This window comes from Colwellia aquaemaris (genome assembly GCF_057548755.1).
In genome coordinates, this window is record NZ_BAAJLV010000002.1 from 380,607 (window position 1) to 398,674 (window position 18,068).

The window sequence follows — 18,068 nt, forward strand, 5'->3', positions numbered from 1 at the left end:
GCTACTTATGATTTTTGTTATTTGTGCGTTTAATAAAATTACGATAACAGAAATTTTGTCACTTACTAGTGTGATTTTATGATTAGGTGAATATTTGTTGTGTGTTTTCTTTTATTGAATTAGAAAAGGTGCTGCAGCCAACGACGGGGATAAGCCGAAAGCCACAGCGAAACTTAGTTTGAAATGTTGTTAGGGGGCTTTGTTTATTAATTCAATTTAAAAATTACCAACCTCTAGTTAAAGCGGCTGATGCAAAATGGAGAAATATCAATATCGGTTTGTTGTGCTGTCATCACCTGGCCAATAAGTTTTCCGGTTATAGCACCTAAGGTTAAGCCTAAATGTTGATGACCCAGGGCGAAATATACCGCGTTATGCTTGGGTGCTTGGCAAATAACTGGTAGTGAGTCAGGTAATGACGGGCGAAAGCCCATCCAACGTTGATTTTCGTCAGCGTTTTCACTTGAAAAAATCGGAATATCATTCAATAAATGTTTCGCATTTTCATACAAGGTATTTGCCCGTTTCATATTGGCAGGTGTGGATAAGCCAGCGAATTCGACTGTGCCAGCCAACCTTAAACCATGCGACATAGGGGTCATGATAAATTTTCGTTCAGCCGATGCTACCGGACGCGTTAAGTTTGTCGAGGTAAGATCTAAACTATAACCACGCTCTGCTTCTATTGGCAATTGATAACCGAGTTGATTTAAAAGCGGCTCTGACCATGCACCAGTGGCAACAACTACTTTATCAAACTTGGCGCTACTACTAACGCCATTAACGCCGTCTGTAACATAGCTTATTTCGACTGCATTATTTGTTGTTGATATAGAACTAACTTCGGCTTGAAGCATTTTACAGCCTAATTGAAATGCTTGCTGTGATAGCACTTGGCATATTTCTAACGGGTTGGCTGTATGTGCAACATCGGTAAAATATAGTGAATAGTGAATGCTAGAGCTTAGGTTAGGCTCCAATAACAAGGTTTGGGCTCTATCAAGTAGTTTAACCGCTATGCCAGCATTCTTATACAGGTTGAAAACTTTAACAACATCCTGTCGGTTACTACTTTCAAAAACTAATAAGCTGCCTTGGCAGGTTAATAAGTGCTCTGCTTTTGCTGCCCTTAATAAAGGCTTGTAGTACTCAATAGCGTGCTTATTAAGGCTTTTTAATGCTTGGTAATTTTTTGTACGTTTACTGGTAAGCATATTCGCCATAAATTTAAAAAACCAGGGCAGGGCTTTTGGAAAATAGCTTGGCGACAAAGCCATTGGCCCTAATGGGTTAAGCAATAGCTTTGGTAATTGCCATAATAAACTTACTTCAGCGAGTGGAAAAACTTGCTCGGTAGCAAAGTGGCCAGCATTGCGTTTTGAACAGCCTTCACCTATGCCAGCCTTATCGATTAAGGTTACTTGAAAGCCTAAAGATTGCAATTCAAGCGCGCAGTTAATACCAATAATGCCAGCGCCTAATACGGCAACTTTTTGCTGATGGTTGTTTTGTGCTGTTTGTTCACTGTTCATTTTTACATCTTCTATTAAAAAATCTTACCGGAGAATTTCAAAAGGAGCTAAGTAAGTGTTGCTACCTTAATATAAAACCTTGTGGAAAAATGTCGTCGTCACTGAGCATAAATTTATGACATCCTGTGATATAAGCGCGCCCAGATACCCTTGGAATAACCGCTTGTTTACCGTGAAAATTGCACTCTTCTTGAATGCTTACCGTCATTTTTCCGCCAACAATACTTTCAATAACAACATCAGTTTTTGCTGATAATCCTTCTTTTTCTTGTAATAGGGCAACACGGCCACTGACCCCAGTTCCTGTTGGCGAACGGTCAACTTCGCCGTCGGCAAATACGCAAACATGCCGTGAATGAGAACTTGGCAGATCTGTTTTATTTGAATAGAAAATTGTGCCGTACAAGAAGCTTAAGTCTTGCTCAGTTGGATGATTGATATTGTAGCTATTCATGACTGCTTGCTTAATGGCGCGGCCGACGTCGATCAATTGTTGTTGGTTTGCTGGCGTACATTCGATGTTTAACGTGTCAGCATTTACATAAGCATAGTATGCACCGCCAAAGGCAATATCGTATATAATCTCACCATAGCCAGCTATCACAACTTTTTGCTCTAAAGCTTCAACAAATGAGGCAACATTATCAAAACTAATGGCAAGCTTGTTATTGTTATCATACTCAGCATAAGCTTTGATCAGGCCTGCAGGCGAGTCGATAGCAATCGCTTGATTTTTGCTCGGCATGGCTAGGTTTTCACTTTCAATGGCAACTGAAACTGCGGCGATAATGCCATGACCACACATGCTGCTATAACCTTCGTTATGCATAAATAAAATGCCGAACTCCGCATCTTTACTGCAAGGCTCTGTAATTAAAGCACCATACATATCTGCATGCCCGCGCGGTTCAAACATCAGTAATTTTCTTAAATTATCTAAGTTTTCACGTAAATATTGGCGCTTTTTTAGTATGGTATTACCTTTAATTTCTGGGTAACCCTGCGTAATTATACGTAGAGGCTCTCCTTCGGTATGAGCATCTATTGTGCTAATTGTTTGATAATTTGAAAAATTATGTTTAGTAAACCGCATGTCATTTAACCTAGAAAATAAATTTTAACGCTTATGCTTGTATGAATGCAAATATTGTATACAATATGCTATGTCATTTCTAGCAATAGTTTTAAAAAGCTAAATACAACTAATGGATCGAAAACGAATAATGAATAATCTAAATTGGCAAAGTGTAAACCCAGCAGTAACAACACTGCACTTTGATGATATGTTAATCAACTTGCAAGCAAGACATGCTATGGTTGATAGCCTAATTAAAGAAAGGGTTGATGGGCGTATTAAATCGTATGATTAAAGGTACTTATTTTTGTCTTGATGCACATACTTGTGGCAATCCGGTACGCTTAGTTACTAGCGGACATCCAAATTTACGCGGCAACACCATGAGTGAAAAGCGCCAAGACTTTTTAGAAAATTATGACTGGATCCGACAAGGATTGATGTTTGAGCCCAGAGGGCATGACATGATGTCAGGGGCTTTTTTGTATCCACCTTGCTCTGACAATGCTGACGGTTCAATTTTGTTTATCGAAACATCTGGCTGCCTACCAATGTGCGGACATGGCACTATAGGTACGGTTACCGCAGCACTTGAAAATGGTTTGTTAACGCCGAAAGAGCAGGGCAAATTAGTGTTAGATGTGCCTGCCGGGCAAATTAATATTGATTATCAAACGCAGGGTGAAAAAGTTAGCGCTGTGCGTTTATATAATGTTGCTTCTTACTTGGCTCATCAAGATGTGGTTTTAGATATTCCTGGGTTAGGAAAATTAACCGTTGATGTTTCCTACGGTGGTAATTTTTATGTCATTGTTGAGCCACAAGAAAACTTTCCGGGTATTGATGAATGGAGTGCTAGTGATATTTTACGCTGGAGCCCAATTATACGTGAAATAGCCAGTAAAACATTAGTTTGTGTTCATCCAGAAGATGAAACCGTTTGTGGGGTTTCACACGTATTGTGGACTGGAAAAACACAAACCTCAGGCTCTGACGCGGCTAATGCTGTGTTCTATGGTGATAAAGCTATTGATAGGTCACCTTGTGGCACGGGAACGAGTGCGCGAATGGCGCAACTTTTTGCTAAAGGTCAGCTGCAGGTTGGAGATAGCTTTGTGCACGAAAGCTATATTGGTAGCCAATTTGTTGGCAAAGTTGAAAGTACTACAGAGTTACAGACCCCAACCGGCACCATTGTGGCAATCAAACCGAGTATTCAAGGTTGGGCACATGTTTTTGGTAAAAACTGCATAACAATAGACGACAGCGACCCTTATGCGATGGGGTTCGTTGTGACATAGCCATAAATGGCAATTTAAGCTCAAAAAGCTTTAAAACATATTAAACAATATTGAAGAGATTATTATGACAATTACAGGTAAAAATTTAATTGCAGGTCAATGGTCTGGTGAAACTGAAAATGGCTTTGTTGCTTTTAACGCCATTGAGAATGTTGCTATGACAACTACATTTGCCGATGCTAGTTCACAAGAAATTGAAGATGCAATTACTGCAGCGCATCAGGCATTTACCAGTTATAGCCAGTTACCAGCAAGCAGACGCGCTGCTTTTCTAAGAAGTATTGGTGAACAAATTGTTGAGTTAGGTGATGTACTTGTAGAAACCGCTTGTGCCGAAACCGGCTTACCGGCAATGCGTATTCAAGGCGAGCGTGGCAGAACCGTGGGGCAATTAAATTTATTTGCTGACTTACTAGATAGTGGTGAATATCAAGCCGTCATTGATTTAGCAGATGCAGAGCGTACGCCATTACCAAAACCTGACACTCGCCTCGGTTATTTACCTTTAGGTGTGGTAGGGGTATTTGCTGCGAGTAATTTTCCATTAGCATTTTCAACTGCTGGTGGTGACACCGCTTCAGCCCTCGCCGCCGGTTGTCCAGTTGTGATGAAAGCGCATGCTGCACACCCTGCAACGGCCGAGCTTATTGCGCAAGCTATTTTAAAAGCCATTGAATTATCTGAAATTGATGCAGGTGTTTTTTCATTAATCCAAGGTAAAAATTATGCAATTTCAAGCCAAATTGTAACTCACCCACTCGTTAAAGCGGTTGGTTTTACTGGTTCTGAGCGTGTTGGCATGATTTTGCAAGAACAAATTAATCAACGAGCTGAGCCTATTCCATTTTATGGCGAACTGGGCAGTATTAACCCACAGTTTATTTTAGCAAATAAATTAAATGATGAAGCACAAGAGATTGCGACCGGATTAGTGGCTTCTTTAATGATGGGGCAAGGCCAATTTTGTACAAGTCCGGGTGTTTGGTTTGTTCTTGAAGGTGAGCAATATAAGGTATTTGCTGATACTGCTGCGGCAGAAATTTCAAAAACACAAGCTGGTGTAATGTTAACGCCAGGCATTGCCAATTCATATAAACAAGCCGTCAACCAATGGCAAGATGTTGCCGGTGTAGAATTGCTAGCACAAGGCCAAGCTGGTGTTGAGCATTTTTGTCAAGCAGCCCTGTTTAGTACTGATTTAGCGACATTTTCTTCTAATGCATTATTACGTGAAGAAGTGTTTGGTTCTTCGGCGCTTATTGTAAAATGTGCTGATTTTAATGAGATGATGCAAGCGATTAGCTTATTAAAAGGAAACTTAACTGCCAGTATTCATGCCCTTGAAAGTGACCTTGAGCAAGCTAAACAAGTAGCTTTGTCGGTAGCTCATAAGGTTGGTCGCTTGATTTATAATCAAATGCCAACCGGCGTGGAAGTATGTGCATCAATGAACCATGGTGGCCCGTTCCCGGCATCAACAGAAATTAGAACAACCTCTGTTGGCAGTGAAGCAATAAAACGTTTTCAGCGTCCAATTTGTTATCAAAACATGCCGAATGCGTTATTGCCATCGTTATTGCAGAGTAAATAAAGTCTAAGTTTTTCAATACTTTTAGATGTGAAATGAAAAGAGTTATGAGCAATAACTCTTTTTTTTTGTGTTTAGTGTGCGAATCTCTATAATAGCGGTAACATTTTTAGGAAGCCTTGTATGAGTATAGTATATAAAACCAGAACTCAATTAGTTGTTGAAACCCTTAGAGAAAAGATTTTAAGTGGTGAGATTAAAGCTGGTCAGCCGTTACGACAAGCCGCCTTAGCAGATGAACTTAATGTTAGTCGTATTCCTGTTCGGGAAGCACTATTACAACTAGAAGCTGAAGGGTTAGTGGCGTTTGAACCACACAAAGGCGCGACTGCAACTGAGCTAAATGCTGATCAAGTTGATGAATTATTTGAGCTTCGAGCTATGTTAGAAGCTGATTTGTTAGCAAATTCTCTACCGCAAATTAGTGATGAAAAACTCGAAGAAGCAACCCAGTTATTAAGAAAGTTAGATAAAGCATTAGGTAAAGAAAATGCAGCGAATACTTGGAGTGAATTAAACTCTGATTATCACAATTGTTTATATTCCGGTGCTGACCGCCCGCAAACACAAGATTTAGTCGATACCTTAAATAAAAATGCTGATCGTTATATTCGTATGCATTTACTTTGGGCTGGTGGCATTTCTAAAGCTGAGTCCGAGCACAATGAAATATTAGCTTTATGTAAAGAGCGAAATGTTGAAAAAGCTGTGGCATTATTAAAACAGCATATTTTAGGCTCTCGCGATGAAATTAAAGCGTTTTTAAATGAACGTGAATCTATTATTAGTGGCTAATTAGAAAATAGCACTCATTTCTAGCGTACTAAAAAGTCGATATTTGCTTGAAATTTATGATGTAAATTTGAGCAGATATTGACTTTTTTGCTATAAATCTATAGTATTCCCGCGCCTTCACGCCCCGAAAGATAACGATTTTCGTTTACATTGCCTATCATTAAAACAATGTCGGGATAAAGCAAAAGTTTTTAAATACAAGCCTATTCATTAGTTTGCTTGTATTTTTGATGTTTAACTCAAAGTTGAGAAAATAATGTTTGAATTACACGCCAGCAAAGCGGCAAATTTAAAGAATGATGTGCTTTCGGGTCTAACCGTCGCATTAGCATTAGTACCTGAGGCGGTTGCATTTGCATTCGTTGCTGGTGTTGAACCTCTTGTCGGCTTATATGCAGCCTTTATGGTTGGACTTATCACCTCTATTTTCGGTGGTCGTCCAGGAATGATTTCCGGTGCTACAGGTGCTATGGCTGTTGTTATGGTAAGTTTGGTTGCTATTCATGGCGTTGAATATTTATTTGCCACTGTGGTGCTAACCGGGTTACTGCAAATACTGGCCGGACTGTTTAAGTTGGGTAAGTTTATTCGCTTAGTACCGCATCCGGTTATGCTCGGTTTTGTAAATGGCTTAGCGATTGTTATATTCCTTGCACAACTTGGCCAGTTTAAAGTGGTTAACGATGCTGGCGTTATGGAGTGGATGCAAGGCAATCAACTTTATACTATGGCGGGTCTCATTGTTTTAACCATGGCGATTATTCACTTTTTGCCTAAATTAACCAAAGCGGTACCTTCGTCACTTGTTGCTATTGTTGTGGTGACCATTTTAGTACAAAGTCTAGATTTAGAAGCGCGCACTGTTGTTGATTTTGTGCGCGATATGACTAATGACCCAGCGGCGTCAATTGCTGGCGGATTACCGCAATTTAGCATTCCGAGCGTGCCATTTAACTTCGAAACCTTGCAAATTATTTTACCGTTTGCATTAGTATTAGCAGCTATCGGCTTAATTGAGTCGTTACTGACACTTACTTTAATTGATGAATTAACGGGGACTCGTGGCCGTGGCAATAAAGAATGTATTGCTCAAGGTACAGCAAATACCGTAACTGGTTTCTTCGGTGGTATGGGCGGTTGCGCCATGATTGGCCAGTCGATGATCAATGTTAACTCAGGCGGACGTGGTCGCGCCTCGGGTATTACCGCAGCATTAGCATTACTAGGTTTTATTCTTTTTGCCTCAGGGTTGATAGAGCAAATACCATTAGCAGCTCTAGTTGGTGTTATGTTTATTGTCGTAATTGGTACATTTGAATGGTCGAGCTTTAGAATTTTAGGCAAGGTACCTAAGGCTGATGCTTTCGTTATTATTCTTGTATCTGGTGTGACGGTTGCGACAGATTTAGCGATAGCGGTAGTGGTTGGTGTTATAGTTTCTGCATTAGTATTTGCATGGGAGCATGCTAAACACGTTATTGTTCATCGCTCTATGAATGAAAATGGCTCGACAGTTTATGATGTTAGCGGGCCATTATTCTTTGGTTCAGTTTCAAGCTTTTTAGAGCAGTTTGATATGGATAATGACAGTGATGACGTTATTGTCGAGTTTAAAAACTCGCGTGTTGCCGATCACTCAGCCATTGAAGCGATTGATACTTTAGCAGAGCGTTATATAAACCGCGGCAAGCAAATGCATTTGAGACACTTAAGTAAAGAGTGCACTCAGTTATTAACTAAGGCTGGAAGTTTAGTGGAAATAAATGTGATTGAAGATCCTGACTATCACATTGCCACCGATAAACTAGCTTAATCTTTTTTAACCGTGTGATTGAGTTATACTTAATTACACGGTTAAATTTATATTGATGTTGGTTGTTATAAATCGATGCAGTTAGAATTTTTTGATGTTCCAAGTCCTTGTATTGGTATTTGTCAGTCTGATGATAAAGGCCAATGCTTGGGTTGCTTTCGTACTAGAGATGAGCGCTTAAATTGGACATCATTAGATTCAAACGCTCGACAAAAAGTTATTAAACGTTGCCAACAAAGAAAGAAACGGAAAAATGCGCCAGCCAAGGAAAAAGTTGTCATTATTGACACAAATAACGCACAGCAACAACCGTCATTGCTTGAGCCAACAGCTAAACGTAAATTAGATAATAGTAGCGATTTAGATTTTGGCGACTTCGAGTTGTAATTTTATACTCGCACCACTTACCGCAAATAATCGTTAATTCGACGCAATTTTTTATTCGACACCCTATAGATGCTTGTTGTTAACAAGATTTCATAATATTGTATATTGCTAATATTATGTTAACACTGATGCGCCGTTAGTTATTAATAGTAAAGCCCGCACTCAATAATAATAAAAACTCATATACTTCTGCGAAAAGCTTGGCGCTTTTTCAAGGGATATGAAGCACAAAAGGAATAATCTTATGCAAAAACTTCTACCATCTTTTGCGATGGCAGCAATTTCTGTCGCCTTAACTGGCTGTTTGCAGAGTGAGCAACAAGATGCAAAAGTTGAAATTAATAAAAACCCTTACCCAAGTACCTACAAAGCATTACCACAACAAACAACTCTGATTAAAAACGCGACAGTATTAACGGGGACTGGCGCGCGCTTAAATAGTACAGATGTATTAGTTGTTGATGGCAAAATTAGCCAAATTGGTGAAAACTTAACAGCAGTAGGTGCACAGGAAGTAGATGCGAAAGGTAAATGGGTAACACCGGGGATTATCGATGTTCACTCACATTTAGGAGTTTATCCTAGTCCGTCGGTTGAGTCGCACTCCGACGGTAACGAAATGACTTCTCCTAATACTTCAGAAGTTTGGGCTGAACATAGTGTTTGGCCGCAAGACCCTGGCTTTCAAGCTGCACGTGCAGGTGGTGTCACAACATTACAAATTCTTCCGGGCTCAGCGAATTTATTTGGTGGCCGTGGTGTTACGCTTCGTAACGTTCCAAGTGAAACCATGCAAGGCATGAAATATCCTAGCGCACCTTATGGTTTAAAAATGGCATGTGGTGAAAACCCTAAACGTGTTTACGGTAGCCGTAAGGTTTTGCCATCAACGCGTATGGGTAATATGGCCGGTTACCGTATGGCTTGGGCGGAAGCAACTGAATATAAACGAGCTTGGGAGAAGTATGAAGCCGACTATGCAGCCGGTAAAAATCCCGAGGCTCCAATACGTGATATTGAGCTAGATACCTTAAAAGGTGTATTAGACGGTGATATTTTAATTCATAACCATTGTTATAAAGCCGAAGAAATGGCCATGATGATTGACTTAGGTAAAGAGTTTAATTACCACTCTGGCACATTCCACCACGCAATTGAAGGTTATAAAATTGCCGACAAGCTAGCGGAAAATGGCAACTGTGCTGCAATGTGGCCAGACTGGTGGGGCTTTAAAATGGAAGCTTATGATATGGTTCATGAAAATGTAGCCATTGTTGATGCTGTGAAAAACTCATGTGCTATTGTTCATTCTGATTCTTCAAGTACTATTCAACGATTAAACCAAGAAGCGGGTAAAGTTATGTACCGTGCAAATGACAATGGTTTTGAAATTAAGCCAGAATTGGCCATTACTTGGATCACTGCCAATGCCGCTAAATCTTTAGGATTAGCTGATGAAACAGGTAGTTTAGAAGCCGGTAAAAAAGCAGATGTTGTTATTTGGAACCAAAATCCATTTAGTGTTTATGCCCAAGCTGAGCAAGTATTTATTGATGGCGCAAAAGTATACGATCGCCATGATGAAAAATACCAAGCGAAAAGCGACTTCCTACTAGGTCAAAGATAAGGTTAAAAACAATGAAGCATATTAAACTATTTAAATCATCGTTAGTTGCTTTGGCTCTAGCTACTAGTTCAAGCGCAAGTTTTGCTGAAAGTTTTGCCATTACCAATGCCACCGTACATACCGTAACGGAACAAGGTGTTTTGGAAAAAGCGACAGTCATCGTCGAAGACGGTAAGATTATTGCGATAAATCCTGACAGTGTTAGCGCTGATAACGTCATTGACGCAGAAGGGAAAATTTTAACGCCAGGCTTTATTGGCTCTATGAACCAAATGGGTTTAGTAGAAGTTGGCGCTGTCGCTAGAAGCCGTGACGCCGGAGATAAAAAGGCAGACATAACTTTTGATGCGAGTTTAGCGTTTAATCCGCGCTCTACCGTGATCCCATACAGTCGTAAAGGTGGCATTACCAGTAATGTTGTTGCCCCTCGTGGTGGCGAAGACATGTTTAAAGGACAAACCTTTGTTGCTGATTTATCGGGTGAATTTGATAGTGTACGCGTGAGTAACAACAATGTGATTATTGACTTAGGCGCTAAAAGCAAAGGCTCTAGAGCATTAGAGTTACAAAAGCTGCAAGTTAAATTAGAAGATGCCACTAAAAAACTAGCGAAAGCGAAAGAAAAGACCAAAAAAGAAAAGAAAGATGCCAAAGAGCCAAGCCGTGAAGCGAAAGTGATTAATGCACTACTTGCTGGTGATAAAGCCCTTGTGGCATATGCTGATAGAGCAACAGATCTATTGGTATTGTTAAAACTTAAAGAAACCTATGGTCTTGATTTAGTTTTAGTTGGCGCGGCGGATGCAATCTTAATTGCAGATAAAATAGCGGCGGCAAAAGTACCTGTGGTAATGGCAGCGTTAGATAATTTACCTGGTAGTTTTGACTCATTACACACATCGCTTGAAAATGCCGCTAAATTGACGGCTGTAGGTGTAAATGTCGCATTAACGGTCGATGGAGACACGCATAACCTGTATCAATTACGTTTTCATGCTGGTAATGCCATTGCTAACGGTTTATCACGCGAAGATGCACTTGCTGCGGTAACGGCTAATGTAGCTGATGCATTTAATTTGCAAAGTGGTCGTGTGGCGGTTGGTCAAGTTGCCGATTTAGTATTATGGAGTGCTGACCCATTTGAGTTAAGTTCTTCGGTGGCTAAAATTTGGATTAACGGTAAAGAGTATTCAACACAAAGCCGTCAAGACAAACTTAGACAGCGCTACACAACAGATAGCAACATGCCAAGAGCTTATTCAAAATAACTTAACAAGTTAACGAAAGCTTAATAAAAAACCACGCTGATGCGTGGTTTTTTATGTACGGGAAGTACTATATAAAGCGCATACAAGGGGGTAGGAGCTTATATGTACAGGGCGTACGGTCCGTTTTGAGCTCCAGGAAAAACTAACTAGCTAGGTCCAGTAAGCAATAACGTTGATGCAAGGATCTGTAGCCGCAAAATAGTTTTTACAATATCAAGTATAGAAATTATGTTTTGAAAGTGGCTTTGGATACTTTTGTACTTTCATCCCTTATGGCAATCACCTAAACTCAAACGTTCTTTTACGCAGTTAAGTTTAAATTGATGACATCAGAAACATTATTGAAAAACGACTATGGTCAAGCTGATTTATTTCAGTATTCGGATGATATACAAGTTATTAAATTTGACCACCAAAATAGCAAAGGTGAGGTTAGTTTGCATGGCGGTCAAGTATTGTCATGGCAGCCAAAAGGGCAGCAGCAAGTTTTCTGGTTAAGTGAAAATAGTCATTATTCGTCTTCAAGCGCAATTCGTGGTGGCATACCTTTGTGTTGGCCATGGTTTGGTGGTGATGTAAAGTCTGTTAGCGGCGAGATAGTTAAAGCGAGTAATCATGGTTTTGCACGGCAAAGTTTGTGGCATTTAGATGATATAAGTATCTCTGCCGAAAATGTTACTATTGTGCTTTCATTAGCGGGTCAGCAGTATTCTTCTTTTTGGCCTAGCGCTTTTAAACTAACGCAAAAACTAGTATTTGCCACAGAATTTCAGCAAACCTTAACTATGGCTAATTTATCTGAACATTCGGTTGAATATACGGGAGCACTGCACAGTTATTTTTGCGTCGGTGATCCAGAGCAAGTTACTGTGAACGAACTCGACTTATATCGCTATGATGATAAGTTAACAGGTAAGCAGCATCAGCTTTCAACGCTTGTTCACTGTATGGGGCCAATTGATAGAATTTACCATGACAATCAAAGTAAGACCATTATTGATAACAAGTGGCAAAGAACCATTACCATTGACAGTGTTAATTGCCAACAATGGGTGTTGTGGAACCCAGGGAGAGAGGCTGTAGCGTCAATGGCCGATATGCATCAAGGCAGTGAGCAAGAATTTGTTTGTTTAGAAGCGGCAAATACACAATGGCAAAAAATAGCTAGCCAAGAAAGTGTTAGTATTAGCCAACGTGTGAGTATTGAAGCGCTATAAACTTTGCTAAACCAAATTTAGCTTAATTAAAAATAACACTTTGGTTTCGACCATTGTGCTTTGCTTGATATAGGGCTTTATCTGCACAGGAAATATAGTCTTCGATGTTATTGTTTACTAGTGGCAAGGCACAAATACCAAAACTGACGGTGGTGGTGAAAGAACCGCTGGTACTGGATAATGGAAATGAAATTTCGGCAATTTGCTTTCTAACTCTTTCAATGATGAGCTGAGCTTGCTCTGCGGTGGTGTCAGGAAGTAGCATGACAAACTCTTCACCACCCCAACGACCAACAATATCAACTTGGCGCAATGTTAGGGCTAATTGCTCAGAAATAACGCGCAAAACATCATCACCGACAATATGACCATAGGTATCATTAATATTTTTAAAGTTATCAATGTCGGCCAGCACCACACAAAGGGAAGTGTTATTTTGTGCGATATCTTCAAAGCGCCAATGGATATGGCTACGATTAGGTAATTGCGTTAAATAATCAGTTTCTGAGTCTTTAATTAATTTCGATTTGAAATAACTAATAATATTTAATAAAACAATATAAAAGATAAATGAAATAATAAAGAAAATAACAAATCGCCCTATAAATATTTTCCAATACTCATTTTGCTGTGAGGCGGGCGGTGAAACAATAAACATGCGCCAGTTTAACTCTTGAATAGGCATTTGAGAAATCAACAAACCTTCTTCTGTGGTATACATGACTTCGTTAGTTAAATTTAAGTCTGAACTATTATTAGCTGTTAATGATTGAAACCAAGAAAAGTCACTTAAGCGTGTAATGGCATCTTTTCTATGGTGGCTCTGGGTTTGCATAATGGCACTTGAAGATAAAGTTACTATGTTGTTACTATCTACAAAATAAAGCTCGAAGCCAAAGCGGTCGCTATAGTCTTGAAATTTTTCCGCGAAGTAATTTAAGTCTATACCCACCCCAGTAAAACCTAAAAATTCCCCTTGTTGATTGACAATTCTATTGTCGAAATAAAGGTGAGGATCTTCAGCATTGCCGATATCGGTAAATTGGTCACCAGGTAATGATTTTAAACGATGAAACCATTCGGCAGCTGCACTGTTGAGCATGGTTTCTTTGGCATTAGAATCAACCATTAAATTATGCTTTTCAAGTGCGATAAACGATAGCATATTGTAAGACTTTGAAATTCTGTCTAAATAACTAATTAGGTATTCTTTATCTATGCTGGCTCTGTCTGCATAATCAACGATTAGTTGGTTATTGGCCATAAAGTTAGCAACACTTAAGGGGCGGAGGATTTCACTAGTCACCAATGAAAATAGTGGTGTAATAGCCGCATGTTGCTTTTCATTATGGCTATTGATTATTTCTTTAAATGTGAGAAATGACGTTAATATAATCGTTACTATGGTGACAAAAAAAGTTACCGCTATGTAGCGATCGAATTTATTTCCAAACTTCATTAAATCTTATTTGTACCAAGTATTCATGCTTATAATCTATTTATAGCGCGAATACTTGTGATAAGCCACGTCTTTATTATTAATTTTCTACGCTAGCTGCAAAACTTTATACTTTATGTGCTGTGTTGCTAATTCACACGCAAGTATTTTTTTAATAACGCATGTGTAAAGCTGGTTTTTAAGTAAAACCCACGAGGCAAGGTTTGAAATGGTTGGCCATGGCGGTTAAATGCTTGAGTTTTTGCTTGGCTATTTGCGGCTTTAGGGCGCAATTGCAGGACTTGGCCATGTTTGCCATGTATATTTTCGACATCGCCAAGCACTATCATGTCTGTTAGTTCTTGCCAATCAAGCGCCATTAATTGTTCTTCTTCTGGTGAAGGAGACCAAATAAATGCTGTACCAACAATACGGTCTTCTACTGGAATTTCACGTTCTGAAACCACAGGAACCCAAAGTACACGCGCTAACTTATGGCGAATATGACTGGTTTGCCATTGTGCGCCGACTAAGCCTGTAAGTGGTGCTACACAAACGAATGTCGTTTCGAGCGGTTTACCTTGAAAGTTAATGGGCAGAGATTTTAATTCAATCCCTAATTGTGGGAAGTCAGGCTCAGGTCGAGAACCTGCAGTTGCGCCTAATACTTGTTCTAATAATAGACCAACCCAGCCTTTTTCCCGCTTTAAATCTTTTGGAACAGCAACGTTTATTGACTTAGCAATTTCACCAAGTGTCATGCCGGCTAAGGTTTGGGCTCGTTCAAGCAGTTCAGCTTCATTTAAAGGGGGCGTTGTAGCTTTCAAGGTATATAGCCAGCGATCTGTAATGGCAATATTATCAACCGAATAGCTATCTTTGAGCAAGCCGAATTTTATGCCTTACTGAATATGGCAAGCTTTTGAGTTTGAAGGTAATTGGAAAAACTTAATTGAAATTAGTGACAATTTCCATTTGCCCAAATGCCTATAGTATGGAAGAATCAATACCATTATTAATGCTGTCAGGAGCTCCTTTGATAGATGCCGAAGGCTACAGAGCCAACGTCGGCATAGTAATAATCAATGATAGGGGACAAGTGTTTTGGGCACGTCGCTTTGGTCAGCATTCTTGGCAATATCCACAAGGTGGAGTTGACGAGGGTGAGTCTGCAGAGCAAACCATGTATCGGGAATTATACGAGGAAGTTGGTTTAAAACCTGAACATGTAAAAATTGTAGCAACGACTAAGCACTGGCTAAGATACAAATTACCGAAAAGATTAATCAGGCACGAAAGTAAACCCGTTTGTATTGGTCAAAAGCAGAAATGGTTTTTATTGAAACTAACGGCACCAGAATCCGCGATTAATTTATTACATTCAGATCACCCTGAATTTGATGATTGGCGTTGGGTTTCTTACTGGTATCCAGTTAGACAAGTTGTATCATTTAAGCGAGAAGTTTATCGCAAAGTAATGAAAGAGTTTGTATTAGCGGCAATGCCTAGTTATCGTCAAGATCGACGTCGACGTCGTGCTTAACAGAGTCCATCTAAGATTATTATTATGTAATGTATATAGCTCACTTCGGTGAGCTATTTAATTTTACCCCAGAGAATTTGGCAAAATGGTTATGTTCATGGATGACATAATACCTGCCAAATATATACTCGCTTTTACGTCTAACTTGCGATACTTCTAATAGATGTAAAGGTAAATGCAATAATTATAGGGATTATAATGCTTACTACTTTGCGCAAAATTGTACTTGAATTCAGTCAGGCCGCAGAACTCGAGCCGGCTTTGTTACGACTTGTCACGCAAGTTAAACAGGCATTATCAGCGCAATGCTGCTCAGTATATTTTGCCGATCACCAAAAGCAACATTTCCTATTGATGGCCTCTGACGGTTTAGCCGAAGATGCCTTTGGTCGCACTAGTATAGGTTTTACTGAAGGCCTCATTGGCCTAGTTGGGCAACGTGAAGAGCCGATTAATGTGGCTAATGCTCAGCAACATCCAGACTTTATTCATGCGCCAGAAGTTAAAGAAGAGCATTTTCAGGCTTTTTTAGGTACACCTATAATTCATCAGCGTAAAGTGCTTGGCATTTTAACTGTGCAACAAGAGCAAGCACGGTATTTCTCTGAAAATGAGGAAGCGTTTCTTGTCACCTTATCTGCCCAGTTGGCTAACGCAATGGCAAGTATAGAAGCACAAGGCTTGCTGGAGATTTATGATAACCACTTTTCTTTAGTCAAAACTCATAAGGGAATTGGTGGTGCTCCAGGTATTGCAATGGGCACAATGGTTATTGTGCATCCTATTGCTGACCTTACTACCGTAGCTGCCACTAAGGAGCCAAATAGCTCCGAGCAAGTTAATCGCTTTACTGAGTCAGTTTCAGTCACAGTTAAAGGTTTTACTGTGATGGGTAAAAAACTTAAAAATATTATTTCCGACAGTAGTTTAGATATTTTTGATGTTTATACACAATTACTAGAAAGTGAGCATTTTAAAAATGAAGTGATTGCCAAAATACAACAAGGTTGGCGAGCTGAAAGTGCTTTAAAGATAATTGTTGATAGCTATGTTGTGCAGTTTGAAGAACTAGAAGACGATTACCTAAGAGAGCGGGCAAGTGATATAAAAGATTTAGGAAATCGCTTATTACAAAACCTACAACGCCATGTTATTGCTCAGCAACAATTACCAGATAAGTTTTTATTAATAGCAGAAGATGTTACTGCATCTATGATTGCTGATCATCAACATCTAGGCTTGCAAGGAATTGTTTCAATAAGCGGCTCGAATAATTCACATGCTGCTATTCTTGCAAAGGCACTTAATATTCCAGCGGTGATGGGACTTGAATATTTGCCTATGCAGCAATTACATCAACAGTACGCCATTCTAGATGGTTATTCTTGCCAGTTGCATGTGGCACCTACTGACGCCTTAATTAATGAATATCAACATATTTTATTAGCGGAAAAACAATTACAGCAACAAGTTAGGCAAGTTGCTCACCTACCTGCCGTGACCATAGATGGCCATAATGTTAGCTTAATGGTTAATAGTGGTTTGTCTTCTGGCTTTGAATTTACACATAATGTGGGGGCAGACGGTGTCGGTTTGTATCGTACAGAAATTCCCTTTATGAATCGCAGTTGTTTCCCTTCTGAACTAGAGCAAACTGTCTTGTACCGTCAGGTTTTAGAGTCATTTAAAGGTCAGCAAGTAACCATGCGAACGCTTGATGTTGGTGGCGATAAATCACTGCCTTATTTTCCTATAACAGAAGCAAACCCATTTTTAGGCTGGCGGGGTATTCGCATAACGCTCGATCATCCGGAAATATTTTTGCTACAAATTCGCGCAATGATGAAAGCAAATCTTGGGCTGGAAAATTTAGCCATTATGTTACCTATGATTTCTAACTTAGGCGAAGTAGATGAAGCTATTCGTCTTATAAATCAGGCATATTATGAATTATCGGTGGAATTACCTACAAATAATGAGACGCAGTTAGTTAGGCCTAAAATTGGCGTTATGATTGAGGTACCGAGTATTATTTTTCAGCTTGAAGATTTAGCTAAAAAAGTGGATTTCTTCTCTGTTGGTAGTAACGATTTAACTCAATACTTACTTGCCGTTGATCGTAACAATAAACGTGTAGCGAGCTTATATGATTTTTACCATCCGGCTATTTTGCGGGCACTAAAATTTATTGCCGATAAAAGTAAGCAGCAAAATATACCGCTGAGTATATGTGGTGAATTGGCCAATGAACCTGTAGGTGCCTTGCTGCTGCTAGCAATGGGCTATGATAATTTAAGTATGGGGGCTCATAGTTTAGCAAAAGTTAAGTGGGCTATTCGTAGTGTTGAATATGTGCAGTTACAAAAAATATTATCTAGCGTGTTAAGCTTCACCTCCTCAGGACAAGTACATAACTATATGCACCAGCAATTAACTCAAATGGGCCTGGAAGATTTTGTACGAGTCATGCCGTAGCCATTGTGT

15 protein-coding genes are annotated in these 18,068 nt (G+C 39.6%); 11 read left to right on the top strand and 4 right to left on the bottom strand.

Going from position 1 to position 18,068, the window contains the following annotated elements; translation table 11 throughout:
* Positions 1 to 233: 233 nt before the first annotated feature.
* Positions 234 to 1,532, bottom strand: coding sequence for an NAD(P)/FAD-dependent oxidoreductase (locus AC27HL_RS08020; RefSeq protein ID WP_487080453.1), 1,299 nt, complete (start codon positions 1,530 to 1,532; stop codon positions 234 to 236).
* Positions 1,533 to 1,593: 61 nt separating this feature from the next.
* Positions 1,594 to 2,625, bottom strand: coding sequence for a proline racemase family protein (locus AC27HL_RS08025; RefSeq protein WP_487080454.1), 1,032 nt, complete (start codon positions 2,623 to 2,625; stop codon positions 1,594 to 1,596).
* 130 nt (positions 2,626 to 2,755) lie between these two features.
* On the opposite strand from AC27HL_RS08025, the gene AC27HL_RS08030 reads away from it, so the two are divergent.
* The 9 genes from AC27HL_RS08030 to AC27HL_RS08070 all read left to right on the top strand — a co-directional run bounded on the left by AC27HL_RS08030 (position 2,756) and on the right by AC27HL_RS08070 (position 12,603).
* Entirely contained in the window at positions 2,756 to 2,902 is a 147-nt protein-coding gene (locus tag AC27HL_RS08030; protein WP_487080455.1) for a hypothetical protein, read from the top strand.
* Positions 2,895 to 3,908 carry a 4-hydroxyproline epimerase gene (locus tag AC27HL_RS08035; RefSeq protein WP_487080753.1) on the top strand — a complete coding sequence of 338 codons (1,014 nt, stop codon included), beginning with the start codon at positions 2,895 to 2,897 and terminating at the stop codon, positions 3,906 to 3,908. Before AC27HL_RS08030 ends, AC27HL_RS08035 begins: the two co-directional genes overlap by 8 nt.
* A 64-nt stretch (positions 3,909 to 3,972) precedes the next feature.
* Complete coding sequence (locus AC27HL_RS08040) at positions 3,973 to 5,499, top strand: aldehyde dehydrogenase (NADP(+)) (protein WP_487080456.1); 1,527 nt, start codon at positions 3,973 to 3,975, stop codon at positions 5,497 to 5,499.
* A 120-nt stretch (positions 5,500 to 5,619) separates the two neighbouring features.
* The gene (locus tag AC27HL_RS08045) at positions 5,620 to 6,291 is read left to right on the top strand and encodes a GntR family transcriptional regulator (protein ID WP_487080457.1); all 672 of its coding nucleotides are present in this window, start codon (positions 5,620 to 5,622) and stop codon (positions 6,289 to 6,291) included.
* 256 nt (positions 6,292 to 6,547) lie between these two features.
* Positions 6,548 to 8,104, top strand: a complete 1,557-nt coding sequence (locus AC27HL_RS08050) for a SulP family inorganic anion transporter (RefSeq protein WP_487080458.1) — start codon at positions 6,548 to 6,550, stop codon at positions 8,102 to 8,104.
* Positions 8,105 to 8,179: 75 nt separating this feature from the next.
* Positions 8,180 to 8,491, top strand: a complete 312-nt coding sequence (locus AC27HL_RS08055) for a DUF1289 domain-containing protein (protein WP_487080459.1) — start codon at positions 8,180 to 8,182, stop codon at positions 8,489 to 8,491.
* A gap of 244 nt (positions 8,492 to 8,735) precedes the next feature.
* A complete protein-coding gene (locus AC27HL_RS08060; protein ID WP_487080460.1) occupies positions 8,736 to 10,118 on the top strand; it encodes an amidohydrolase in 1,383 nt (460 codons plus the stop codon).
* 11 nt (positions 10,119 to 10,129) lie between these two features.
* Positions 10,130 to 11,386, top strand: a complete 1,257-nt coding sequence (locus tag AC27HL_RS08065; protein ID WP_487080461.1) for an amidohydrolase family protein — start codon at positions 10,130 to 10,132, stop codon at positions 11,384 to 11,386.
* Positions 11,387 to 11,709: 323 nt separating this feature from the next.
* Positions 11,710 to 12,603, top strand: a complete 894-nt coding sequence (locus AC27HL_RS08070; RefSeq protein WP_487080462.1) for a D-hexose-6-phosphate mutarotase — start codon at positions 11,710 to 11,712, stop codon at positions 12,601 to 12,603.
* A gap of 22 nt (positions 12,604 to 12,625) precedes the next feature.
* Here the strand turns inward: AC27HL_RS08070 and AC27HL_RS08075 are convergent, their stop codons facing one another.
* Positions 12,626 to 14,062, bottom strand: a complete 1,437-nt coding sequence (locus AC27HL_RS08075) for a sensor domain-containing diguanylate cyclase (RefSeq protein ID WP_487080463.1) — start codon at positions 14,060 to 14,062, stop codon at positions 12,626 to 12,628.
* A 128-nt stretch (positions 14,063 to 14,190) separates the two neighbouring features.
* Complete coding sequence (gene mutH, locus AC27HL_RS08080) at positions 14,191 to 14,868, bottom strand: DNA mismatch repair endonuclease MutH (protein ID WP_487080754.1); 678 nt, start codon at positions 14,866 to 14,868, stop codon at positions 14,191 to 14,193.
* 209 nt (positions 14,869 to 15,077) lie between these two features.
* Between mutH and rppH the strand changes: the two genes are divergently transcribed.
* Positions 15,078 to 15,584, top strand: coding sequence for an RNA pyrophosphohydrolase (gene rppH, locus AC27HL_RS08085; protein ID WP_487080755.1), 507 nt, complete (start codon positions 15,078 to 15,080; stop codon positions 15,582 to 15,584).
* 198 nt (positions 15,585 to 15,782) lie between these two features.
* Entirely contained in the window at positions 15,783 to 18,059 is a 2,277-nt protein-coding gene (gene ptsP / locus AC27HL_RS08090) for a phosphoenolpyruvate--protein phosphotransferase (protein ID WP_487080464.1), read from the top strand.
* Positions 18,060 to 18,068 lie beyond the last annotated feature (9 nt).

What these genes read in the sequence shown, in the direction of transcription:
- AC27HL_RS08025 (WP_487080454.1), bottom strand. Translation starts at nt 2,625, where the DNA reads ATGCGGTTTACTAAACATAATTTTTCAAATTATCAAACAATTAGCACA.
- AC27HL_RS08020 (WP_487080453.1), bottom strand. Translation starts at nt 1,532, where the DNA reads ATGAACAGTGAACAAACAGCACAAAACAACCATCAGCAAAAAGTTGCC.
- AC27HL_RS08050 (WP_487080458.1), top strand. Translation starts at nt 6,548, where the DNA reads ATGTTTGAATTACACGCCAGCAAAGCGGCAAATTTAAAGAATGATGTG.
- AC27HL_RS08040 (WP_487080456.1), top strand. Translation starts at nt 3,973, where the DNA reads ATGACAATTACAGGTAAAAATTTAATTGCAGGTCAATGGTCTGGTGAA.
- AC27HL_RS08070 (WP_487080462.1), top strand. Translation starts at nt 11,710, where the DNA reads ATGACATCAGAAACATTATTGAAAAACGACTATGGTCAAGCTGATTTA.
- ptsP (WP_487080464.1), top strand. Translation starts at nt 15,783, where the DNA reads ATGCTTACTACTTTGCGCAAAATTGTACTTGAATTCAGTCAGGCCGCA.
- AC27HL_RS08045 (WP_487080457.1), top strand. Translation starts at nt 5,620, where the DNA reads ATGAGTATAGTATATAAAACCAGAACTCAATTAGTTGTTGAAACCCTT.
- AC27HL_RS08035 (WP_487080753.1), top strand. Translation starts at nt 2,895, where the DNA reads ATGATTAAAGGTACTTATTTTTGTCTTGATGCACATACTTGTGGCAAT.
- AC27HL_RS08060 (WP_487080460.1), top strand. Translation starts at nt 8,736, where the DNA reads ATGCAAAAACTTCTACCATCTTTTGCGATGGCAGCAATTTCTGTCGCC.
- AC27HL_RS08030 (WP_487080455.1), top strand. Translation starts at nt 2,756, where the DNA reads ATGAATAATCTAAATTGGCAAAGTGTAAACCCAGCAGTAACAACACTG.
- AC27HL_RS08065 (WP_487080461.1), top strand. Translation starts at nt 10,130, where the DNA reads ATGAAGCATATTAAACTATTTAAATCATCGTTAGTTGCTTTGGCTCTA.
- AC27HL_RS08075 (WP_487080463.1), bottom strand. Translation starts at nt 14,062, where the DNA reads ATGAAGTTTGGAAATAAATTCGATCGCTACATAGCGGTAACTTTTTTT.
- AC27HL_RS08055 (WP_487080459.1), top strand. Translation starts at nt 8,180, where the DNA reads ATGCAGTTAGAATTTTTTGATGTTCCAAGTCCTTGTATTGGTATTTGT.